Origin of the sequence: Amycolatopsis sp. NPDC058278 (genome assembly GCF_042881395.1) — a bacterium.
In the GTDB taxonomy this organism is placed as follows: Bacteria; Actinomycetota; Actinomycetes; order Mycobacteriales; family Pseudonocardiaceae; genus Amycolatopsis.
This window is the reverse complement of sequence record NZ_JBHVXZ010000041.1, coordinates 19,615-41,339: the sequence shown is the minus strand read 5'-3', so window position 1 is coordinate 41,339 and position 21,725 is coordinate 19,615. Positions and strand designations below refer to the sequence as shown.

Sequence of the window (21,725 nt, the reverse complement as noted above, 5' to 3'; positions counted from 1 at the left end):
GCACCTTCCTTCGGAAGAAGTTCAGGTGCCCACCCTCGCCGGGGGAACTCGAATCACCCTCGAATACAGGGCGCGGCAACGGTCCTGGAGGGTACTCAGCCGGGGAAGACGCCCCGTTCCATCGCGACCGTGACCGCCGCCGTGCGGTCGCCGACCTCGAGCTTGGCGAACATCCGCACCAAGTGCGTCTTCACGGTCGTCTCGCTGATATGCAGCTCCCGGCCGATGTCCGCGTTCGTCAGCCCCCGGGCCACCAGCCGCAGCACCTGGGTTTCGCGCGGGGTGAGCAATTCCGGCTCGGCCGGCGCCGGGGCGGGACTGCGCAGGTGGTTCACCAGTTTCGCGACGATCGCCGGGGACAGCACGGTTTCCCCGCCCGCCGCGGCGCGGACCGCCGCCGCCAGCTCCTCGGGTGTCGCGTCCTTGAGGAGATAACCCGATGCGCCCGCCTCGACGGCGTGCACGATGTTCTGGTCCGTGTCGTAGGTGGTCAGGATCAGCACGCGGCAGCCCGGCACCTCGGCCACGATCCGCGCAGTCGCCGCGACCCCGTCGAGTTCCGGCATCCGCAGGTCCATCAGCACGACGTCCGGCCGGAGCCCGGCGGCCACGGCGACCGCCTCGGCCCCGTCGGCCGCCTCGCCGACGATTTCGAAGTCCGCCTCCATCGCGAGCAGCCCGACCAGGCCCGCGCGCACCACCGGGTGGTCGTCGGCGAGCACGATCCGGATGCTCAACAGCTCACCTCGATCTTGATCGTCGTGCCCGACCCGGGCGCGCTGGACACCGTCATCATGCCGGAGACCTGCTCGACCCGCGCGCGCATCCCCGCCAGGCCGAAGCCCGAAGCGCCGCCGGTCTCGAAGCCGCGGCCGTTGTCGGCGACCTCCAGCTGCACCGACCGGGCGTGGTAGCGCACCCGCACGCGCACGCGGGTGGCGTTGGCGTGCTTGCGCACGTTGGCCAGCGCCTCCTGCACCGCGCGCAGCAGCACCACCTGGACGTCGGTCGACGGCGCCCGCGGCTCGCCGAGCACTTCCGCGCTCGCTTCGATACCCAGCTCCTGCCCCAGCCGGGCGACGACCTTGCCGATCGCCACGTCGAGCGGCGACGCGCTCAGCCCGGCGGGCCCGGACGCGCTGATCACGGCGCGCACTTCGGCCAGGTTTTCCGTCGCCGTCTTCTGCGCCAGCGCGAGCCGTTCGTGCGCCCGCTCCGGGTCGGCGGGGATGGCCGCGTCGGCCGCGCGGATCAGCATCAGCAGGCTGGTCAGGCCCTGCCCGACCGTGTCGTGGATCTCCTGGGCGAGCCGGTAGCGTTCGGACTGGACGCCCGCCTCGTGGTAGGACTCGGTCAGTTCGCTGCGGACGTTCTCCAGCTCGGCGATCAGCTCCCCCCGCCGCCGGTTCTCGGTGAGCAGCTGGGTCACGAAGAAGCCCACGAGCAGCGCGAACAGCCACACGGTCGCGGTCTGCACGGCGACGTCGGAAACCGCGCCCGGCGTCCAGCCGCGCCGGCCGAGGATCAGGACATCACTCGCCAGGGTGACGGCGAGGCAGGCCCACACCGCGATCCGGATGGGCTGCAGCAAGGCGAACGCCGCGGGCAGGAGCACGTACAAGGCAATCGACATCAGCCCGTCGACGGCCACCATCCCCAGCGTCCCGGCGAAGGCCAGCGCGAGGAAGAGCCAGCCGTACCCGGCCGGTGCCGTGCCGCCCAGCGCGGGCGCGCCCACCACGGCGTAGGCGACGCCGATGAGCGCGACCACGGCGTAGACGAACCAGGGGTCGCGCTCGAACGCGGCGAGCACGACGAGCACGACCCCCATCAGCGCGAAGGACGCGTGCCAGCCCAGCAGGATCCGCAGCAGCCAGCCCTGCCCGCTGGCGTCCTTCTCCGCGGATGTCACCGGAGCCTTCACCCGTCGTCGCGACCCTTCCAGCGGAACGTCGTCAGGCACAGGACCAACCCAAGCACGCCGTACCCGGCGAGCACCAGCGCGACCCGCCCGTGCGCCCAGGACAGCCCGGGCTCGTACTGCTGGAAGGCGTCCGGCAGGAACACCGAGCGCATGCCCTGGCAGAGCCACTTGAGCGGGAACACCGCGGCGATCTTCTGCAGCACGTCGGGCAGCTGGTTGAACGGGATGAACACCCCGGAGATGAACTGCAGGGTGATCACCGGCAAGAACACCATCGCGCCCGCGCTCGCGGCCGGCACCACGCTCGAATAGGCGAGGCCGAGCAGCGTGCACGCGATGATCCCGAGCACGTAGACCCACCCGAACGTCAGCCAGTGCCCGACGTCGGAGGGCAGGTGCAGGCCGAAGAAGAGGGTGCCGACCCCGAGCAGCACGACCACCTGGCCGAGGCTGGACACCAGCACGACCGCGATCTTCCCCACGAAGTAGGCGCTGCGCGGCATCGGCGTGCCGCGCAGCCGCTTGAGCGTGCCGTTCGCACGCTCGCCCGCCACCTGGAGCACCATGCTCTGGAACGAGGTCGACAGGATGCCGACGCCGAGCATCCCGGTGACGTAGATCTGCTGGGCGTCCACGCCGGTGTCCCCGATCCGGCCCCGGAAGATGCTCGCCAGCAGCACCAGCATGATCACCGGCAGGGCGAAGGTGAAGATCACCTGGCCCTTCTCGCGGAAGAACTGCTTGATCTCCAGCGAGCCGCGCGCCAGCCCGATCCGCCACGCGGGCACGGGGAGCCGCATCGCCCGGTCCGCGGTTTTCGTCTCAGTCACCGGTCGCTCCGATCATGCTCAGGTAGACGTCTTCGAGGGTCGGCCGCCGGACGGCGAGGCCGGGGATGTCGTCGCCGAACCGCGCGGCCAGCTCCAGCACGGTCCGCGTCGGGTTCGGGCTCCGCACCTCGTGCGGACCGTCGGCGTCGGTCCAGGACACGACCGCCTCGAGCAGGTGCCGGCCGCCGAGACGCGCCGGCGTGTCGACGTCCACGAGCGCGCCCTTGCTCAGCACCCCGACCCGGTCGGCCAGGTGCTCGGCCTCGTCGAGGTAGTGCGTGGTCAGCAGGATCGTGGTGCCCTCTTCGCGCAGGCGCGTCACCAGGTCCCAGAACTGCCGCCGCACCTCGGGGTCGAAGCCGGTGGTCGGCTCGTCGAGGAAGAGCAGCTCCGGACGGCCGACCAGGCCGAGCGCCACGTCGAGCCGCCGCCGCTGGCCGCCGGACAGCTGCGCGGCCCGCTTGTGCTCGTGGCCGCTCAGCCCGACGGCGCCGATCAGCTCGGCCGGGCGCCGCGCGTCCGGGTAGAAGGAGGCGAAGTGCGTGAGCACCTCGAGCGCCGTCAGCTGCGCGTAGTCCTGCGAGTTCTGCAGGACCACGCCCACCCGCGTGCGCCAGGCGAGGCTCGCCTTGCCGGGGTCCTCGCCGAGCACGTCGATCTCCCCGGAGTCCCGGTCGCGGAAGCCCTCGAGGATCTCGGTCAGCGTCGTCTTGCCGGCGCCGTTCGGCCCGAGCAACGCGAAGATCTCGCCCTGTTCGACATCGAGATCCACGACGTCGAGCGCCACGGTGTCCCGGTACTTCTTCCGCAGGCCGCGCGTCCTGATCACGGTGTCCTTCAGCATGGCGGTCAGGCTAGCCACCCCGGTTCGCCCTTGGCGAGGTGCGAACGATCGATCCGCGGTGTCCTCCGTTCGAAGGACAATCCGCGTGAGCCGCGCTGGACGGGCCTTCGAGTCCGCCGCCCGACGATCCGGGCTGGGCCGACCCGGACCGAGAGGAGCACCGGTGGAGATCATCGGACGCGGTTTCATGGCCAAGAACCTGCGCGAACACGGCATCGACCATCCGCGCACGGTCATCCTCGCCACCGGTGTCGCGACCACGACCGTGACCTCACCGGACGACTACGGCAAGGACGCGGCGGGGTTGTACGACACCCTCCGCCGCTGCCGCCGCACCGGCGAGCGGCTGGTGTACCTGTCGACGGCGTCGGGCGCGATGTACGGCGCGGCCGACTGCCCGACCCGCGAGGACGACGTGGTCTTCCCGCCGCTCGCCTACGGCAGGCACAAGCTGGCCATGGAGGCCGTGGTCGCCCACTCCGGGGTGGAGCACCTGATCCTGCGGATGACCAACCTGGTCGGCCACAACCAGCGTGCCCACCAGCTGCTGCCGGCGCTGGTCGCCCAGGTGCGGTCGGGCCGGGTGCGCGTCTACGAGCGCGCGCACCGGGATCTGCTCGATGTCGAGCACGCGATCTCGATGATCGACATCCTGCTGACGCGCGGGGTGACCGGGCAGGTGGTCAACCTCGGGTCCGGGGTGGCGGTGCCGATCGACGACATCATCCGGCACATCGAAAACCGGCTCGGCCGGTGCGTCGAACGCGAGTACTGCCCGCAGCCGCCGCGGACGACTTCGGCGGTGCCGGTCTCGCTGGCGAAGCTGACCCGGCTGATCCCCGACGTGGTGACCCGGTTCGGCCTCGGCCCGACGTACTACCAGCGCGTCCTCGACCGCTACCTGGCGGCGCCGGTCCTGATCTGACGCCGGTGTTCCCCTCGCCGTGCGGCGAGGGGAACACCGGGGGGGTCACCAGTGCGGAGCGCGGGGCATCCACCGCGGGATGCCGCCTTCGGCGTTGCGGCCCTTCTCCAGGAACGCGATGTTGTGGTAGACGTGCATGCCGACCAGCCCGGACTCGGTCGCCGACGGCTCACCGTCGGTGTCACGCTCCTGGTGGTGCAGGTCGTCCAGCAGCGTCTTCAGCAACCCGAGCATCGTCGTGGGCACCCCGAAGTCGCGGTCGTCACCGCCGTAGCCCGGCAGGTACGAGGTCCACAGGTCCTCGATCACGTAGAAGCCCCCGGTGCGCACGTACGGGAACAGCGCCCGGAACGACGTGAGCACGTGTTCGTTGATGTGGCTGCCGTCGTCGATCACGATGTCGAACGGGCCGTGCTCCTTGGCCAGCGCGTCGAGCTGGGCCGGGTCGTTCTGGTCACCGCGCACCACGGTCAGCCGCGGTCCGGAGAACCGGGACTTGTCGAAGTAGTCGAGCCCGAACACCGAGGCCCGCGGGAAGTAGCGGCGCCACATCTTCAGCGAACCGCCCCCGGACTCCTCGTCCTCGTAGCCGCCGACGCCGATTTCCAGCAACCGCACCGGTTCCTCGCGCAGCGGCGCGAAATGCCGCTCGTAGTGCTGGGTGAACCAGTGCGTCTGGCCCCACTTGTCCGAGCCGTACCGGACGGCCAGCGCACCCAGGTCCGGGGCCCGCGCCGACAGCGCCGCGGTGAGGGTGGCCGACGCCGCGGCGATGGAGGGCTGGCGTTCGCGGGGCGGGAAGTGGGGGTCCATCGCGGTCGCCAGTTCGTAGGCGCGGGCGGGCGACGAGCGCCCGCGCGAGGGACCCCACAGTTCGGTGATCAGGTCCGCGGCGTCGTAACGCAGCCGGACGTCGCAGCCGGGGTGCGCTCCCGGCAGCACGCGCACCGGCTCGCCTGCCCGCAGCACCCACGTGTGGTCCGCGGACTCCCCTCCGTCCGAAACGGACAGTCCGATGTGGATTTCCAGCGGGTTCACGGGCGGGTCGAGCCGCAGCGTCCACTCGGCCACCGCGAGCTCGGCGACCCGGGCGAGGCCGAGCGCGTCCAGCCGGGCCCGGACCTCGTCCGGGCGTCCGCTCGCGGCCCGGATCAGGGACTCGATGTCGGGCGTAACGGTCTTCTCGGAAGTCACAGTTTTCCCTCCAGGGCACGGACGACCTGCGTCACGTGGTCGATGAGCCGGTCGGCGAGGCCACGGGCCTGCTCCTCGCCGATCGCGTCGGTCCGGTACCGCAGCACCCCGCCGACGGCCGGGTGCGGCCACAGCTCCAAGGTGATCTCCGGCAGGGCGTTGCGCGGCGGCACGCGGACCAGCTCGGCTTGCGCGTCGCCGAACCGCACCGCCGCCGGGGGCATCTCCTCCTGCAGCAGGTAGGCCTGCAGCAGCGGATGCCGCTGGTGGCCCTCGGGGATCGCCGGCATCACCGCGGCGAGCGGCACCAGCGGGGGCCGCATCACCTCCTGCAGCTGCCGCGCGGCCGCCGCGGCGAGCTCGGCCGGGTCGTCGATCCCGGCGGGCGGGCGCATCGGGACCATGCTCGCGAGGCACCCGATGACGTCGCCGGCTTCCTCGGTGAACCGCCCGGTGGTCGGCAGCGCGACCGCCGGTGACGGCTCGCCGGTCAGTTCCCGCAGGAGCAGCACGTAAGCCGCGTAGAAGATGGCCATCACGGTGCCGCCGACCGCGGCGGCGGCCCGGCCGACCGCCGGCAGTAGCACCTCGTCGATGTCGAGGCCGACCTCGGCCGCCGGCCCGCCCCACGGCCGGGGGCCGGGCAGCGGGAAGCGCAGCTCCGGCGCGTCGGCCATGGCCGACTGCTTGGTGTAGACCGCGAGCGGGTACCGGTCGCGGTACTGCTCCCACTGCTCGGCCGAAACGCGGTAGTAGCTGGCCGGCCACTCGGCCAGGCCGGGCCGCCCGGCGAGGAAGGCGTCGTAGGCGCGGACCAGGTCCGCGGCGAAGACCTGGCCGGACCACCCGTCGAACGAGATGTGGTGGATCCCCACGGCGAGCACCGATTCGGTGGCGGACACCGGGTAGTACGCGGCCCGGATGGGGAAGTCGGCGCCCAGGTCGAACGGGCGCATCACCCAGGCGCACGCGTCCCGGACCGCGTCCGCCGTCGTGGCCGCCGGGCGGTCGGTCAGCAACCCGGCCAGTTCGGCGGCGGGGTGGATCCGCACCTTCGGCGTCCGGCCGCCCTCGGCGAACCGGGCCCGCAGCACCTCGTGCCGGGCGACGACGTGGTCGAGCGCCCGGCCGAGCGCGGCCCGGTCGACGGCGCCGCGTACCCGGTAGATCACCGGCACGACGGCTTCCTCGAGGTGACCGGCCTGCTTCTGGGCGTGCCAGAACTCGGCGACGGTGAACGGGACGTGGTCCGGCTCGTACGCGGTCTCCGGTCCGGGGTCGTGGTGGCCGGCGACGCCGGGCTCGAGGGCCGGCGCCGCGGCCACGGCCGCGGCGATGGCCTTCGGGGTGCGCGCGGCGAGGATGTCGGGCACCGCGACCAGCCGGCCGAACAGCGCGCCGATCCGCGTGGAGATGCGGATCGCGGTGAGCGAGGTGGCGCCCCGGTCGAAGACGTCGTCGTCGACGCCCACCCGGTAGCCGAGCACCTCGGAGGCGACCTCCCGGAGGGTGGCTTCGAGGCCCACGCCGTCGTCGGTGGACGCCGCGGTGCCCGCACCCGCCGCTTCGGCGAGGGCTCGCAGGTCGAGCTTCCCGTTGGGCAGCTTGGGCAGCTCCGCCACGGCGAGGACGACGTCGGGGACGAAGCCGGCGGGCAGGACCGCGGCGACGGCCTTGCGCACCAGCTCGGGCGGCACGCCCTCGCCGACGTAGAACGCGGCCAGGCTGGTCTTCAGCGCTCCGTCGAACGGCAGCGGCACCACCACGCCCGCGGTGACCCCGGGCACCGCCTCGATGATCCGCTCGACCTCCTCGGCTTCGATCCGGACCCCGCGGACCTTGAGCTGCCGGTCGCGACGGCCGACGAACACCAGCCGGCCCGCTTCGTCCAGCCGCGCCAGGTCGCCGGTGAAGTAGGCGCGGCGGGGCACTCCGTCCAAGGCCAGCGTGGCGAACCGGTTCGCCGTCTCGGCTTCGTCGCCGACGTACCCGAAGCACACGCCGTCGCCGACCGTCACGATCTCGCCGGTCTGCCCGGCCGGGACGATCCGGCGGTCCTCGTCGAGCAGGTACACCGAGGTGTTCACCGACGGGGTGCCGATCGGAACTTCGTCGCCGAAGTCCGGGTCCGTGGTGGACCACGCGGTGGTGCTCACCGTGTTCTCCACGGGTCCGTAGGCGTTGACCACCCGCAGGCCGGGATGCGCGCGCAGGCACCGCTTCACGTGCGCGGCCGAAGCCCGCTCGCCGCCGACGAACAGCACCCGCGCGCCGGCGAAGCACTCGACGTCGTCGTCCACCAGCGCGTTGAACAGCGTCGACGCCATCGCGATGAGCGTCACGCCCTCGTCGATCCGCGCGCGCACCTGGGGGCCGCTCAGGTGCCCGCTGTCGTGGAGCACGGCGGTGCCGCCCTTGATCAACGGCACCCAGAGCTCGAACGCGAACACGTCCCACGCCGGGTTCGCCTGCTGCAGCGAGACGATCCGGCCGTCGTGCCCGTGCCGCCGGTCGAGGGCGGTGCGGGCGACGCCGCTGTGCGGTGCGAGCGCGGCCTTCGGCACGCCGGTGCTGCCGGAGGTCAAGAACACGCAGAACGGCGCCGTGCCGTCGAGTCCGTGTGCGGGCACCGGTGCCCCGCCCGGCAGTGCGTCGATGTCCAGTGTGGACACACCGGCGAACGGCTCGTGGCTCAGCAGCAGCTTCGCCCCGGTCCGCTCGATCAGCTGCCGCACCCGGTCCAGCGGCCAGTCCGGGGGCGCACAGGCGTAGGCGGCGCCGGTGCGCAGCACGCCGAGCAGCACCGCGACCAGGCGCGGGGTGCGCGGCGCCCGGACCGCCACGATGTCACCCGGGCCGACCCCGGCCGCCGCCAGCGCCGAGGCCGCCACCTCGGCGTCCGCCACGAGCTCGGCGTAGGTCACTTCGGTTTCCCGCCACCGCAGCGCCACCGCGTCACCGCAGCGCTCGGCGGTGCGCGCGACCAGCTCTTCGATGCGCGCGCCGCCGGAATACGCCTCCCGGGGGCCGTGCAGCACGGACAGCGTCTCTGTGGTCATCTGTTCCTCCTTGGCGGCCATCCTCGGCACGCTGCCTCAAGCGGCGGTCGACGCCGCTTCGCGCAGCGGCAGCCGGGCGGCGATCTGGTTCGGTGTGGGCAGCTCGTGCAGCTCGGCCGAAAGCTTCCGGGCGCCGTCGTCGAGGGAACCGGCCAGGACGGCGGCCACCTTTTCGGTCAGGAGCTCCTCGAAACCGTCGCCGGGGAAAACGAAATCGGCCGCACCGGCCGCGGCGAGCTGACGGGCGTTGAGGATCAGGTCCGCGCGCTGGGGCACGACGACCTGGGGTACCCCGGCGGCGACCGCCGTCAAGAGCGTGCCGAGCCCGCCTTGGGAAACCACCGCGTCGCAGGTCGGCAGCAGCGCGTGGAACGGCAGTCCCCGCACGACCCGCACGTTCGGCGCGACCGCCTCGATCGCTTCCCCCTCGGCCGCCGGCACGGCGGCCACCACCTCGGCGCCGAGCCCGGCGAGGGCTTCGACGACCCGGCCCGTGACGACGAGCTCCTTGTCGAACCGCCCGTTCGACAACCCCCAGGTGACGCAGATCCGCTTGCCGCGCCGCGGATCGGTCAGCCAGCCGGGCAGCACCCCGGGGCCGTTGAAGGGCACGTACCGCATGGGCAGCCGGGTCACCTCGGGCACGCCGGGGACCGGCCCGCCCGCCACCACCTGCACGCTCGGCGGGCACGGATCGACGGTGACCTCGCCCAGCGGTTCGACCCCCGGCAGGCCCCACCGGGCGCACAGGTCCGCCAGTGCTTCGTCCTCGAACTCCCGGGTGAGGCAGGCGTAGTCGATCCCCCAGGTGTGCCGGACCGCGGGCACGCCGAGCAGCCGCGCCACGATCGGCCCGGCGTACGTCGTCGCCTCGAACACCACCAGGTCCGGCTGCCACGCGCGGGCGAAGTCGTGGAGCCCGCCGGTCATCGCCTCGGCCGCCGCGACGCCGAGCCAGCAGTTGCGCGGCCCGAACCGGCGCATCTGCGCCCATTCCACGAGCTGGGCGTCGTGCCGCCGCGCGCGCTGCACGTACTGCCCCATCATCGCGGCGGTGTCGACGTCGGCGCCGACCGCCACGGCGGGCAGGCCGGTGCCCCGCACCGCGGGCACCAGTCCCGGCTGGGTCGCCACGACCACCTCGTGCCCCGCCGCGCGCAACGACCACGCCAGCGGCACCATCGGGTAGAGGTGGGTCGTCCAGTTCCACAAGGTGAACATCACCCGCACGCGCCGCTCCCTTTCACCCCGGCCAGTTCCGGCAACCCGGCGGCCACTTCGGACAGTGCCGGCTGCGCGGCGGCCTCCTCGGCCAGCGCCGCCGCGGCCTTCTCGTGCGACGCCGAACCGAGCACCCGCAGCACGGTGGCCTCCACGGAATCCGCGGTCGCGGCGTCGAGCGGGACCAGCTCGCCCGCGCCGGCGTCCGCGATCGCCCGGCTGTTGAGCACGTGCTCGCCGAAATGCGGCACGCACACCTGCGGCACGCCCGCCGTGACGGCCGACGCGACCGCACCGGCGCCGCCTTGGGAGACGATCAGGTCGCAGCTGGGCAGCAGCAGGTGCAGCGGCAGGTTCTCGGCCACCCGGACGTTCGCCGGGAGCACGCCGAGCCGCGCGCGGTCCCGGGGCGACACCGCGCAGACGACCTCGGCGTCGACCTCGGCGAAGGCGCCCAGCACCTTGTCCACGCCGAACGCGCGCTCGCCGAGCACGTGCGCGATGGTGCCCCAGGTGACGCAGATCCGCTTGCGGCGCGGGGGGTCGAGCAGCCAGCGCGGGACGGTGCCGGAGCCGTTGAACGGCAGGTGCCGGGCGAAGAGCCGGCGCACGTCGTCGCGGCGCTGCAGGCTCGGCGGGCACGGGTCCAGCGTGGCCGCCCCGTGCACGTCGAGGTCGTCGAGGCCGAGCGCGGCCCGGTGGGCGGCGAGCGCCCGCGGCGCGAACCCGGAGAGGTACGAGCTGTAGTCCACGCCCCAGATCTGGCGCACCGCGGGCACTCCGCACGCGGCCGCGGCGAGCGGCCCGGCGTAGGTGACCGCGTCGAACACCAGGAGGCCGGGTTGCCACCGGCGGACGAGCGCGACCAGGTCGTCCTGCATGACCTTCGCGATGAGCGCGTAGACCGCCAGCGGCTGTTCACCCGCCGCGCGGGCGGCCTCCCAGTCGGTCAGCTCGCCCGCCGCGGCCTCCTCGGCCAGCGGCGAGGCCCAGTAGTACTTCTCGATGATCGGCAGCACGTCGAAGTCGGCTCCGACGGCGACGGCCGGCAGACCTCCGCGCGTCACCCCGGCCACCGCGCCGGGCGGCACCGCGACGAGCACCTCGTGCCCGGCGGCCCGCAGGGACCACGCGATCGGCGTGAGCCAGAAGTAGTGCGTGGGCCAGGCCCACGAGGTCAGCAGGACGCGCACGTCAGCCTCCCACCGCGGCGAGCAGCCCGGCGCCCGCCGCGGCCGGGTCCGGCAACGCGCGGGACTCCTCGCGCAGCGCGGCCGCGGCCTCGGTGAACGAGGGGTCGGCCAGGAGCTCGGCGAGGACGTCCCGGATCGCTTCGACCGTCGCGTCGGCGGCGCCGACCCGCGCCCCGGCACCGGCGCCGGCCAGCTGGGCCGCGTTCGTCTCCTGGTCCGGGATGAGCGGCAGGCACACCTGCGGCAACCCGGCGAGCACGGTGGTGAGGGCACTGCCCGATCCCCCGGGGTGAACCACCAGGTCGCAGCCCGGCAGCACCAGGTTGAGCGGTTGCATCACGACGGTCTGCCAGGTCTTGGGGTACTCCGGGCCGAACGCCTCGGCGCCCGAGGTCGCGAACACGACGTCGAGGCCCAGGTCGGCGGCGGCGGCGAAGACGAGCCCGGGGAGCGAGCCGGCCGCGCCGAACTTGCCGCTGGTCGTCCCCCAGGTGACGCACAGCCGGGGCACCGCTCGGCAGTCCAGAAGCGTGCGCTCGTAGACCGCGGTGCCGTTGTAGGGCCGGTAGGCCATCCGCACCGGGGTGTACTCCACCGGCAGCTGCAGGCCCGGCGGGCACGGGTCGAGCGTCGGGGTGTCCCCGCTGACCACGCACGCGCCGGCGCCGAGGCGTTCGTACAGGCCGGCGAAGGCGGTTTCCTCGAACATCCGCAGCGGGTAGGTGAAGTCGACGCCCCACAGGTGCCGCACGGAAGGCACGCCGAGGGCGGCGGCGACGGCGGGGGCGGCGTAGGTCGTCGGGTCGTGCACGATGACGTCCGCGCGCCAGTCGCGGGCGAACCGGAGCAGGTCGCCGGCCATGGCGTCGGCGACCGGGACGAACATGTCGAGCGGGGTCCGCCGCTCCCGGCGCGGTTTCGCACCGTCCATGAAGGACTTCATCCGCGGCGCGAGGTCGACGTCGGCGCCGATCCGGGCCACCGGCAGCCCGGTCCGGGCCGCCACCGGCACCAGCGACGGCGGGCAGGCGAGCACGACCTCGTGCCCGGCGAGCCGCAGTCCCCACGCCGTCGGGACCATCGGGAACAGGTGCGAGGGCCAGGCCCACGACACGAACAGCAAACGCATACGGCCTCCTCGGCCGGCGACGGCCGTCGAGCGGATCACGGGGTCACCGGCTGCCGGCCAGCGTGCGCAGTTCGCCGACCGTCTCGTCGAGCGTGGCCTGCGCGGCCACCTCGGACCGCAGCCGCCGGGCGGCACCGGCGGCCGCCTCGTCGGCGAGGACCGCGTCCAGTGCCGCCCGCACCGCCTCCGGGTCGTCGTCTTCGACCAGGGCACCGGCGCCGGTGGCGGCCAGCCGCTGGGCCGGCACGAGATCCGGGAAGTACTCGGGCACCACGACCTGCCGCACGCCGGCCGCGACACCGGTCATCATGGATCCGGCGCCGCCGCGGGAGATCAGCACCGCGCTGCTCGGCAGCACCAGGTGCAACGGCAGGTTCTCGACCAGGCGGACGCCGTCGGGCAGGTCCGCGCCGAGGGCGTCCGTGCTCGGCACCGCGACCACCAGGTCGAGGTCCGGCCGGGCGATCGCCGCCACGAGCGCCCGCATCCGCCGCGCCGCGGCGGCCCATTCCTCCGGTCCCTTGAACTGCGGTGAGACGCCCCAGGTGAGCACCACCCGGGGGTGGCGTGGCTCGGTCCACAGCCAGCCCGGCACGGCGCCGGTCCCGTTGTAGGGCACGTACCTCGTGCGCAGGACGCGGCCGGGCACTTCGACCTGCAACGACGGCGGGCACGGGTCCACGGTGACGGTGCCGGCCGAGTCGAAGCCGCCGATCCCCAGTTTCCCGCACAGCTCGGCGAAGGCCAGGTTTTCGAAGGCCCGGGCCGGGGAATGGAAGTCGACGCCCCACAGCACGCGCACGTGCGGCAAGCCGAGTTTCGCGGCCACCAGGGGCGCGGCGTAGGTCGTCGGCTCGTAGAGCACGAGGTCCGGCGCCCAGCTGCGGCAGAACGCCTCGAGGTCGCCTGCCATGTCTTCGGCGAGCGCAACCGACAGGCCGAGCCGCTTGCCGGTGCCGCGGCCCGGGGCGGGTCCGGCATCCGGGGCCGGGCGGATCGGGCGCATGGCGCGAGCCAGCAACGCGGTGTGGTCGCCGCCGCCGCCCACGGACACCGCGGGCAGGCCCGCGCCGGTCACCGCGCCGGCCAGCCGGGGCTGCGTGGCGAACCTGACGTCGTGTCCCGCCGCGCGGAAGGCCCACCCGATCGGGACCAGGGGCCGCACATGGGACGGCCAGGCCCACGACACCAGCAGCACGCGCACGCCGGTTCACCTCCGCCCAGTTACCAATCCGGCCATAGCAGGCCGACCCCCCACGCCGCACGTAACCGTTGCCACGAAGCCATCCGGCCGTGACTGTGGCCGGATCGGCAGCGATCGACACAGCAGTCCGGCCACCGTCGCGAGACCGGCTGGAGTCCGGGTCCAGGATGGGTGGGCCGGTGGGCGGTGGCGAAGCAGGTTCGAGCCGTTCCCGAGGCGGGGAAGGGATCGTGCGGGCATGCGAATTCTGTTCTGCACGTGGGCGTGGCCGACGCACTACCAGCCCATGGTGACCCTGGGCTGGGCCTTCCGGGCCGCCGGCCACGACGTCCGGGTCGCGAGCCAGCCGTCCCTCGTCCCGGTGGTCCAGGCGTCCGGGTTGCCCGCGGTGGCCATCGGGCGGGACGAGGAGATCGAGCCGGTGGTGGCCCGGCTGCTGGCGGAGGACCCCCGGGTGCGCGGCTCGGGCAAGGAGTCCCGCACGGTGTCCGCTTATGCCGGGATAGCGGAGAAGATGGCCGGCCCGCTGCTGGCGCTGATGCGGTCCTGGCGGCCGGACCTGGTGGTGTTCGAGGAGAGCACCTACGCCGCGGCGCTGGTCGCGACCGCGCTGGGCGTTCCCGCCGTGCGCCACCTGTGGGGCGTCGACATCCTCTCCTACCTCCGGTCCTTCGAACCCGCGGCGCTCGCCGCGACCGCATCCTCGCTCGGGTTGTCCACAGTGGACGTGGCGGGTGCGGTGACGGTGGACCACTGCCCGCCCGCCCTGCAGGTGCCCGGCGACTTCACCCGGCGGCACATGCGCTACGTCCCGTTCAACGGCGCGACGGTGCTGCCGGCGTGGGCGGCCGGGCCGCGGACCCGGCCGCGGATCTGCGTGACCTACGGCACGACCAGTTCCCAGCTGGCGTTCTACGAATGCGTCATCGACCGGCTCGTCCACGCGGTGGCGGGGCTGCCGGTCGAGGTGGTGGCGACGGTGGCCGGCGACGACCGGGCCGCGGTCGGCCCGGTCCCGGGCAACGTCCGGATCGTCGAACGGATCCCGCTGCACACCCTGCTGCCCAGCTGCGACCTGCTGATCTCGCAGGCGGGCCCGAGCACCGCACTGACGGCGGTGTCCTGCGGAACCCCGCAGCTGATGATCCCCCAGCTGCCGGACCAGCGCCTCATCTCGGCCCTGGTATCGGCAGCGGGCGCGGGCATCAAGCTGGACCTCGCCGAGGCGGACACCGAGACGATCCGGACGGCGGCGGCCGAGATCCTCGGCGACGCGGCCTACCGCGAAGCCGCGGCCGGGCTGGCGCGGCAGAGCCGGGAGCAGCCCAGCCCGGCCGAGGTCGTCGACGGGCTCGTCGCCCTGGCTCGCTGAGCACGGCCGGTCCACGGGCCGGCCGGCGTCCTGCCGGGCCGCCCGGCGGGTTCAGCCCGGCCGGCCTGCGAACACGCCTGACCCGAGCGCTGCCGACCTGACCCCACCCACGCCAAGGATCCTGGCCCGGGCTTGGGCCAGGATCCTTGCGGCGCGGCCGGCAACCGACGGCACCGAGCGCGCTCAACCCAGCACGGCCCGGTGGAACGCCCGCAGCCCGAACCAGCTCACGCCGGCCGTGCCGCCCAGAAGCACCAGCAGCACCACCCAAGCCGACAGGTGCGGCACGTCCGGCGTCAACGCCGCCCGCAGCGCCTCGCTCAGGTACACCACCGGGTTCGCCAGGACCGCGATCTGCAGCCAGCGCACCGAGCCCAGCGCCGCCCACGGGTAGTACACGCAGCCGAGCATCATCAGCGGGATCATGATGATGCTGAACAGCACGTTCACCTGCGCGGGTTCCACCACCGAGCCGAGCAGCAGGCCGAGGGCGGCGGAGAACACCGAGCCCAGCAGCAGCATCAGCACCAGCAGCGGCCAGTTCGAATAGGACAGATCGGGGACCTGGCCCGGCGCGTGCAGGAACGTCACGATCGGCAGCACCAGCACCGCCGCGAACAGCGACTGCACCGCGCCGCTGACGACCCGCTCCACCCCCACCGCCCACACCGGGACCGGGGTGAGCAACCGGTCCTGGATGGACTTCGGGTAGGACAGTTCCGTGATCAGCGGCACGGTCACGCCGAGCAGGCCGGCGAACAGCATCGAGTTGGCGAGGATCCCGGGTGCCAGCACCGTGCCCGACGTCCCGCCGATCCCGCCGGAGATCGAGGGCAGCACGTAGGAGAACACGAACACCGTCAGCAACGGCTGGACCAGCACCCGGCCGAGCAGCCCGCCGAGCTGCTTGCGGAACACGACGTGGACGTCCCGTGCGAGGAAGGCCAAGAACACCCGGGCCGGGGACACCGCCGGCGTTATGATCGTGGTCATGCCCGGTACGCCCTTCCGGTCAGGGTGAGGAACGCGCTTTCGAGGCTGGGCCGGGCCGTGGTCACGTCCAGCAGCCGGCGGCCCGCCGCGGCGCCCAGGGCGACCAGCTCCGCGATCAGCCCGTCGGTCTCGGGCGTGGACACCCGGACCGAATCGCCGTCCCGCACCACCGGCAGCGAGCCGAAGTCCATTCCGGACACCGGCCCGTCGTAGGTCGCGGTCACCAGCGACACCCCACCCGCGGAGGCGATCAGCGCCGACACTTCGTCGCACACGAGCACGCGCCCGCCGTCGATGATCGCCGCCCGGCGGCAGAACCGCTCGGCCTCCTCGATGTTGTGCGTGGTGAGCACGATCGTCTGGCCCGAGGCGTGCAGCTCGCCGAGCACGTCCCAGACGTTGACCCGGCTGTGCGGGTCGATGCCCGCGGTGGGTTCGTCGAGGAAGAGGATCTCCGGACGCTGCACCAGCGCCCGCGCGATCATCATCCGGCGCAGCTGCCCGCCGGAGAGCTGGTAGAACATCGCGCCCCGGCGGTCGCCGAGGCCGAACTGCTCCAGCAGCTCGTCCGCGCGCCGCCGCGCCGCCGCGCGGGTGCCACCCCAGTACCGGGCCCGGTAACGCAGGTTCTCCTCGACGGTCAGCTCCCGGTCGACGGAGTTGGTCTGGCTCACCAGGCTGATCCGCCGGCGCACCTGGACCGGCTCCCGCGCGGTGTCGAAGCCGGCGATGCGCACGCTGCCGGCGGTGGGCCGCACCAGCGTCGTCAGCATGCCGATCGTGGTCGACTTCCCGGCGCCGTTCGGGCCGAGCAGGCCGAAGAACTCCCCCGCGCGGACGTCGAGGTCGATCCCGGCGACCGCCTCGACCGGGCCCCGTTTCGCCGGGTAGACCTTCCGCAGCCCCGTCGCCGTCACGACGGAGGCCGTCCGCCCGGCCACGACGGGCCGGGCGGGGCTTCGCAATCCCGCCATCACACGGGCTTGCGCAGCACGAGCGACTGGCTCATCACCGGGTACATCGCGGAGACGAGCACTTCCGGCAGCGACTTCACCACGTGTTCGAAGTCGAACTCCGGCGTGCCGAGCAGCTCCCGCGGGTCGCCGGTCTCCAGCTCCAGCCCGCTCGCCTCGATCAGCGCGCCGACGTCCTGGTTGATGCCCCACATGTTCTTCTCCAGCACGCCGAACGGCCGGAGGTCGAGGAAGGCGTCCACCGTCAGGACCAGCTTGCCGCCCGGCTTCAGCAGCCGCGTGCTCGCTCGCACGATGTCGGCGCCTTCGGCGAGGTCCACGTGCTCCAGGACGGACAGGCACAGCACCCGGTCGAACGACTCCGGCTCGAGGTCCGCGTCCTGCAGGCGGGCCGCGACCAGCTCGACGTCGGTCCCGAAGGTGGTGTTGAGCAGCTGGTGCTCGCGCGGCGACAGCGGCAGGTAGCCCGGGTCGGTCCAGACGTTGTAGTCCTCACGGGCCGACGGGTCGACGTTGACCACCGAGCAGCCTTCGAGCGCGGCGACGAACTGCAGGCCGCTCAGCCCGCTGCCGACGTCGAGCACCCGCATGCCCGGGGTGAACTCCGCGACGGCGAACGCCCACGGGTACTCGTGCGCCCGGGTGCCGCTCGCGTACTGGAAGGCGAACGGGCCGTAGTCCGGGTTCGCCGGATCGGCCAGCGCCTCCAGGGGCCGCTGCTGAGGCCGCTTGCCTTCGGCGAGCAGCCGCGCGGACCGGTGTCCGTATGGCGCACCCCACTTCTCGTTCCACGCCTCGAACTCGGCGGGAAGATCCTTGCGTGCCAGCATGGTTCACCTCTCAGACGGTCGCGTGCTCGCGTGCGGCCAGACGTTCCAGCACCGGCACGATCTCGGTGGGCGCGGGCTGGGCGTTGGCCTCGTCGGCCAGCCGCCGGGCGTCGTCGCGCCACTGGGGGGTCTCGAGCAGGTCGGTGACCAGCCCGCGGACGGTGTCGTGCCCGGCGTCCTCGGGCAGCAGCACCGCGGCCGCCCCGGTCGGCGCCAGCTGGTTCGCCACGAACGCCTGGTCGGGGAACTGCGGCACGATCAGCTGCGGGACCCCGTTGACGACCCCGGTCATCGTGGTCCCGTTGCCGCCCTGGTGGATCATCAGGTCGCAGGTCGGCAGCAGCAGGTGCAGCGGCAGCGCGTCGACCACCCGGATGCCGTCGGGGATCGGGCCGAGGTGTTCGCGGTGCGAAGGCGCGACGGTCACGACGACCTCGGCGTCGATCCCGGCGACCGCCTCCAGCATCTGCCCGGCCAGCACCAGGTTCGGGTTCACCTTCGCCAGGGTGGTGCCCCAGGTGATGCAGACCCGGCGCCGGGCCGGCGGCTCCAGCAGCCACTGCGGCACCTCGGCCGGGCCGTTGTAGGCGATGTAGCGCATGAGCTGCTTGGGGTAGTCCGTCGGGAGCTGGATGCTCGGCGGGCACGGGTCGACCGTGAGCGTCCCCTGTGGACTGAACTCGGTGACGCCGAAGCGCTCGGCGAGCCCGCGCAGGAGGACCGGCTCGATGTCCCGGCCGCGGTAGGCGATGTCCGGCGCCATCAGCACCCGCACGTTCGGCACCCCGACCGCGGCGGCGGCGATCGGGCCGGCGTAGGTGGTCGGGCCGTGCACGACCAGGTCCGGCTGCCAGGCGCGGGCGAACTCGACCAGGCCGTCGACCATGGTCTCGGCGATGTCGGCGAACATCTGCAGCGCGCGTTCGCCCTTGGGCTTGCGCAGCTGCTTCCACAGCTCCACCGTCGCCGGCGCGTCCCGGTCGATGTGCATCGTGTCGCGCGTCAGCTGGCTGAAGTCGCAGTCCTCGCCGACTTCGACGGCGGGCTGGCCGGACATGGTGATCGCCTCGGCGAGCGCGGGCGGACCGGCGACCCGGATCTCGTGCCCCGCGTTGCGCAGCGCCCAGGCCAGCGGAACCATCGGGTAGTAGTGCGGGGGCCACGCCCACGCGGAGAAGAGCACGCGCATTCGCGTACTTCCTTTCTGAGACGCCGTATGTCAGGAACTTCGCAGGCAGGCTTGGGGCACGGCTGGAGGATCGCTCACCTCCCGGCGAGCGACCGCAGCTCCGCGACGAGCTCGGCGGGGGCGGGCCGGTCCTCGTTCTCCAGCCGCGCCCGGCGCGCCGCCGCCGCGAACCCGCTCCGCTGCAGCACGTCGAACACCGCGCCGGCGACCGTCGCCGCGCTGAACTCCGCGGCCGCCAGCGCGCGGCCCGCGCCCGCGGCCTCGAGGCGCCGCGCGATCGCCAGGTGGTCCGGCAGCTGCCCGACGGCGACCTGGGGTAGCCCGGCGGCAAGCCCGGTCAGGACGCTGCCCGCCCCGCCCTGGGACACCAGCACGTCGCAGTGGGCGAGGAGCCGGTCCAGCGGCGGGTCGACGAACACCGACACGGTGGGCGGCAGGTCCCCGAGCAGCGCGCGCTGCCGCGCCGAAACCGCCAGCACGACGTTCACGTCCAGTTCGGCCACCGCGCGGGCGGTCTCCCCCGCGAGGAAGTACTGCGGGCCGAGCAGCTCCATCGTGTGTCCCCAGGTGACGCACACCCGGGGCCGCGCCACCGGGCCGAGCACCACCTCGGCCCGCTCCGGACCCGAGCACGGCAGGTAGCGGACCAGCCGCCGCGGCAGGTCGCCCGGAGCGTGCAGGCACGACGGTGTCGGGTCGATCGTGGTGCCGGCGAGCGGGTCGACCGGCCCGACACCGAGCCGTCCCCCGATCGGTTCCAGCAGGCCGGGCAGGAACCGGGCGGCCCGCGCCACCAGGTCGGGCCCGTAGAGGTGGCGGACCGACGGGATCCCGAGCGCGGCCGCCACCAGCGGCCCGGCGAACGCCGTCGGTTCGGCGACCACGAGGTCGGGTCGCCAGGCCTGGGCGAACCGCACGGCGTCGCCCGCCATCTCGCCGGCCAGCCGCGCGAACAGCTTCAACGCCCGGGGCACCCCGTCGGCCGGCGGCTCCGGCGCGGGCCGGGCTTCGGCGGGCAGGACGAACTTCCGGAACTCCGGCAGCACGTCGAGGTCGGGGCCGGCCGCGACCGCGGTCAGCCCGAGCTCGGTGATCGCCGGGCCGAGCGCGGGCTGCCCGAGCACTCTGACCTCGTGCCCGGCTCCGCGCAGCGCCCACGCGAGCGGAGCGACCGGATGCAGGTGGGTGCGCCAGCCCCACATGACGAACAGCACGCGCATCGCCCTCGGCCGCCGGCCGCCAGTGCTCACACTTCCTCCAGCACGTCACGTCCGCGGCACCCTTGCGCGCGGGCGAGCCATCGATCACCGCCACACCGGACCAAGGCGCCATCGGGCCGCACTGGATTCGCCGTCCAGCCGCCCGCTCGCGAGCCGGGGTCGAGCGGGTCTATAGCCGCCATCGCGACACTTCGGCAGCTTTTCGACACCCGCTCTCGAGCGCAGGGGATACGACATGGCCGATTCAGCGAGATCGCTCCTGCTGGAGCAGGTCCGCGGCTACCACGACGCACAGGCCCCCGGGCCGGAGAAGTTCGTCCCCGGCGAAACGCCGATCCTGTCCTCGGGCGCGGTGCTCGACGCGGACGACCGCGTGGCGCTGGTGACAGCCGCGCTCGACCTCCGGATCGCCTCCGGGGGGATCGCGGCCAAGTTCGAGTCGTCGTTCGCCCGGACCCTCAAGCGGCGCAAGGCGCTGCTCACCAACTCGGGCTCGTCGGCGAACCTGCTGGCGATCAGCGCGCTGTGCGCGCCCCAGCTCGGCGACGCCCGGCTGCGGCCCGGTGACGAGGTGATCACCGTCGCGGCCGGGTTCCCGACCACGGTGAACCCGATCCTGCAGCACGGCCTCGTCCCGGTGTTCGTCGACATCGAGCTCGGCACCTACAACACGACGGCCGAACGGGTCGAAGCCGCGTTCTCGCCGCGCACCCGCGCGATCATGATCGCGCACACCCTCGGCAACCCCTTCCCGGTCGCGGAGATCGCCGAGCTCGCCGAACGGCACGGGTGCTACCTGATCGAGGACAACTGCGACGCCGTCGGGTCGACCTACCAGGGCCGGCTGACCGGGACGTTCGGCAAGTTCTCCACCGTGTCCTTCTACCCGGCCCACCACCTGACCATGGGCGAGGGCGGCTGCCTGCTGACTTCGGACCTGAAGCTGGAGCGGCTGGCGAGGTCCCTGCGCGACTGGGGCCGCGACTGCTGGTGCGAGCCCGGCGAGGACGACCGCTGCCTGCGGCGGTTCGATTTCTCGCTGGGCACGCTGCCGCCGGGCTACGACCACAAGTACGTGTTCTCGCAGCTCGGGTACAACCTCAAGAGCACGGACCTGCAGGCCGCGCTGGGGCTGAGCCAGCTGGCGAAACTGCCCGACTTCATCGAGGCGAGGAAGCAGAACTGGCGGCAGCTGCGCGAAGGCCTCGACGGCTTGCCGGGCCTGCTGCTGCCCGAGCCGACCCCGGGCAGCGACCCGAGCTGGTTCGGGTTCGTGATCACGGTGCGCCCGGACGCGGGCTTCACCGCCGGCGAGGTGATCGCCCACCTGGAGGCCAACGCGGTCCGGACCCGGCGGCTGTTCGCCGGCAACCTCACCCGGCACCCGGCCTACCTGGACCGGCCGCACCGCATCTCCGGCTCGCTGGCCAACAGCGACATCGTCACCGAGCGGACGTTCTGGATCGGCGTGTATCCGGGCATCACCCCGGAAATGATCGAGTTCGTCATCGGCACCCTCAAGGAGTTCGTCGCCACCCACTGAACGAGCCTCCCCGGCGGCGGTCCGCTGAAAACCCGTACCTGAGGGGGTTTTATTTTTAACATTGTTGCGAGGTTATATATT

Annotated in this window: 18 protein-coding genes; 3 read left to right on the top strand and 15 right to left on the bottom strand. The window is 73.1% G+C overall.

What is annotated here, in order from left to right:
* Positions 1–95: 95 nt before the first annotated feature.
* The 4 genes from ACFVYA_RS22220 to ACFVYA_RS22205 are packed head-to-tail and all read right to left on the bottom strand — an operon-like array spanning position 96 to position 3,598.
* Positions 96–737, bottom strand: coding sequence for a response regulator transcription factor (locus tag ACFVYA_RS22220; protein WP_285992692.1), 642 nt, complete (start codon positions 735–737; stop codon positions 96–98).
* A complete protein-coding gene (locus ACFVYA_RS22215) occupies positions 734–1,912 on the bottom strand; it encodes a sensor histidine kinase (protein WP_285992693.1) in 1,179 nt (392 codons plus the stop codon). The genes ACFVYA_RS22220 and ACFVYA_RS22215 overlap by 4 nt, the downstream gene beginning before the upstream one ends.
* 8 nt (positions 1,913–1,920) lie before the next feature.
* Positions 1,921–2,754, bottom strand: coding sequence for an ABC transporter permease (locus ACFVYA_RS22210; RefSeq protein ID WP_387047526.1), 834 nt, complete (start codon positions 2,752–2,754; stop codon positions 1,921–1,923).
* Positions 2,747–3,598, bottom strand: a complete 852-nt coding sequence (locus ACFVYA_RS22205) for an ABC transporter ATP-binding protein (protein ID WP_387047525.1) — start codon at positions 3,596–3,598, stop codon at positions 2,747–2,749. The genes ACFVYA_RS22210 and ACFVYA_RS22205 overlap by 8 nt, the downstream gene beginning before the upstream one ends.
* Positions 3,599–3,761: 163 nt before the next feature.
* Here ACFVYA_RS22205 and ACFVYA_RS22200 point away from each other — a divergent pair, with 163 nt between their 5' ends.
* A complete protein-coding gene (locus tag ACFVYA_RS22200; protein WP_285992696.1) occupies positions 3,762–4,523 on the top strand; it encodes an NAD(P)-dependent oxidoreductase in 762 nt (253 codons plus the stop codon).
* A gap of 45 nt (positions 4,524–4,568) precedes the next feature.
* On the opposite strand, the gene ACFVYA_RS22195 is transcribed toward ACFVYA_RS22200, so the two are convergent.
* The 6 genes from ACFVYA_RS22195 to ACFVYA_RS22170 are packed head-to-tail and all read right to left on the bottom strand — an operon-like array spanning position 4,569 to position 13,523.
* Entirely contained in the window at positions 4,569–5,717 is a 1,149-nt protein-coding gene (locus ACFVYA_RS22195; RefSeq protein ID WP_387047523.1) for a class I SAM-dependent methyltransferase, read from the bottom strand.
* Positions 5,714–8,776, bottom strand: coding sequence for an AMP-binding protein (locus tag ACFVYA_RS22190; protein WP_387047521.1), 3,063 nt, complete (start codon positions 8,774–8,776; stop codon positions 5,714–5,716). Before ACFVYA_RS22190 ends, ACFVYA_RS22195 begins: the two co-directional genes overlap by 4 nt.
* A 36-nt stretch (positions 8,777–8,812) precedes the next feature.
* Complete coding sequence (locus tag ACFVYA_RS22185; protein ID WP_387047582.1) at positions 8,813–9,997, bottom strand: nucleotide disphospho-sugar-binding domain-containing protein; 1,185 nt, start codon at positions 9,995–9,997, stop codon at positions 8,813–8,815.
* Complete coding sequence (locus ACFVYA_RS22180; protein WP_387047520.1) at positions 9,997–11,190, bottom strand: nucleotide disphospho-sugar-binding domain-containing protein; 1,194 nt, start codon at positions 11,188–11,190, stop codon at positions 9,997–9,999. The genes ACFVYA_RS22185 and ACFVYA_RS22180 overlap by 1 nt, the downstream gene beginning before the upstream one ends.
* A gap of 1 nt (position 11,191) precedes the next feature.
* Positions 11,192–12,319: a glycosyltransferase gene (locus tag ACFVYA_RS22175; protein WP_285992700.1), complete on the bottom strand. Its 1,128-nt coding sequence runs from the start codon at positions 12,317–12,319 to the stop codon at positions 11,192–11,194.
* Positions 12,320–12,362: 43 nt separating this feature from the next.
* Positions 12,363–13,523 (bottom strand): nucleotide disphospho-sugar-binding domain-containing protein, encoded by a 1,161-nt coding sequence (locus ACFVYA_RS22170; protein WP_387047518.1) that lies wholly within the window; start codon positions 13,521–13,523, stop codon positions 12,363–12,365.
* A gap of 238 nt (positions 13,524–13,761) precedes the next feature.
* Here ACFVYA_RS22170 and ACFVYA_RS22165 point away from each other — a divergent pair, with 238 nt between their 5' ends.
* Positions 13,762–14,895 (top strand): glycosyltransferase, encoded by a 1,134-nt coding sequence (locus ACFVYA_RS22165; RefSeq protein ID WP_387047516.1) that lies wholly within the window; start codon positions 13,762–13,764, stop codon positions 14,893–14,895.
* Positions 14,896–15,078: 183 nt separating this feature from the next.
* Here the strand turns inward: ACFVYA_RS22165 and ACFVYA_RS22160 are convergent, their stop codons facing one another.
* From ACFVYA_RS22160 to ACFVYA_RS22140, 5 genes are all read right to left on the bottom strand, one after another.
* Positions 15,079–15,888 carry an ABC transporter permease gene (locus tag ACFVYA_RS22160; protein WP_387047514.1) on the bottom strand — a complete coding sequence of 270 codons (810 nt, stop codon included), beginning with the start codon at positions 15,886–15,888 and terminating at the stop codon, positions 15,079–15,081.
* The gene (locus tag ACFVYA_RS22155) at positions 15,885–16,862 is read right to left on the bottom strand and encodes an ABC transporter ATP-binding protein (RefSeq protein ID WP_387047513.1); all 978 of its coding nucleotides are present in this window, start codon (positions 16,860–16,862) and stop codon (positions 15,885–15,887) included. Before ACFVYA_RS22155 ends, ACFVYA_RS22160 begins: the two co-directional genes overlap by 4 nt.
* Positions 16,862–17,692 (bottom strand): bifunctional 2-polyprenyl-6-hydroxyphenol methylase/3-demethylubiquinol 3-O-methyltransferase UbiG, encoded by an 831-nt coding sequence (locus ACFVYA_RS22150; protein WP_285992705.1) that lies wholly within the window; start codon positions 17,690–17,692, stop codon positions 16,862–16,864. Before ACFVYA_RS22150 ends, ACFVYA_RS22155 begins: the two co-directional genes overlap by 1 nt.
* 10 nt (positions 17,693–17,702) lie before the next feature.
* Positions 17,703–18,881, bottom strand: a complete 1,179-nt coding sequence (locus ACFVYA_RS22145; protein ID WP_387047511.1) for a nucleotide disphospho-sugar-binding domain-containing protein — start codon at positions 18,879–18,881, stop codon at positions 17,703–17,705.
* Positions 18,882–18,955: 74 nt separating this feature from the next.
* Positions 18,956–20,131 (bottom strand): nucleotide disphospho-sugar-binding domain-containing protein, encoded by a 1,176-nt coding sequence (locus tag ACFVYA_RS22140; protein WP_387047510.1) that lies wholly within the window; start codon positions 20,129–20,131, stop codon positions 18,956–18,958.
* Between the two features lie 205 nt (positions 20,132–20,336).
* On the opposite strand from ACFVYA_RS22140, the gene rfbH reads away from it, so the two are divergent.
* Positions 20,337–21,644, top strand: coding sequence for a lipopolysaccharide biosynthesis protein RfbH (gene rfbH, locus ACFVYA_RS22135; protein WP_387047508.1), 1,308 nt, complete (start codon positions 20,337–20,339; stop codon positions 21,642–21,644).
* The last annotated feature ends 81 nt before the right edge of the window (positions 21,645–21,725 follow it).

What these genes read in the sequence shown, in the direction of transcription:
- ACFVYA_RS22205 (WP_387047525.1), bottom strand. Translation starts at nt 3,598, where the DNA reads ATGCTGAAGGACACCGTGATCAGGACGCGCGGCCTGCGGAAGAAGTAC.
- ACFVYA_RS22190 (WP_387047521.1), bottom strand. Translation starts at nt 8,776, where the DNA reads ATGACCACAGAGACGCTGTCCGTGCTGCACGGCCCCCGGGAGGCGTAT.
- ACFVYA_RS22185 (WP_387047582.1), bottom strand. Translation starts at nt 9,997, where the DNA reads ATGTTCACCTTGTGGAACTGGACGACCCACCTCTACCCGATGGTGCCG.
- ACFVYA_RS22175 (WP_285992700.1), bottom strand. Translation starts at nt 12,319, where the DNA reads ATGCGTTTGCTGTTCGTGTCGTGGGCCTGGCCCTCGCACCTGTTCCCG.
- ACFVYA_RS22165 (WP_387047516.1), top strand. Translation starts at nt 13,762, where the DNA reads ATGCGAATTCTGTTCTGCACGTGGGCGTGGCCGACGCACTACCAGCCC.
- ACFVYA_RS22160 (WP_387047514.1), bottom strand. Translation starts at nt 15,888, where the DNA reads ATGACCACGATCATAACGCCGGCGGTGTCCCCGGCCCGGGTGTTCTTG.
- ACFVYA_RS22155 (WP_387047513.1), bottom strand. Translation starts at nt 16,862, where the DNA reads ATGGCGGGATTGCGAAGCCCCGCCCGGCCCGTCGTGGCCGGGCGGACG.
- ACFVYA_RS22150 (WP_285992705.1), bottom strand. Translation starts at nt 17,692, where the DNA reads ATGCTGGCACGCAAGGATCTTCCCGCCGAGTTCGAGGCGTGGAACGAG.
- ACFVYA_RS22145 (WP_387047511.1), bottom strand. Translation starts at nt 18,881, where the DNA reads ATGCGCGTGCTCTTCTCCGCGTGGGCGTGGCCCCCGCACTACTACCCG.
- rfbH (WP_387047508.1), top strand. Translation starts at nt 20,337, where the DNA reads ATGGCCGATTCAGCGAGATCGCTCCTGCTGGAGCAGGTCCGCGGCTAC.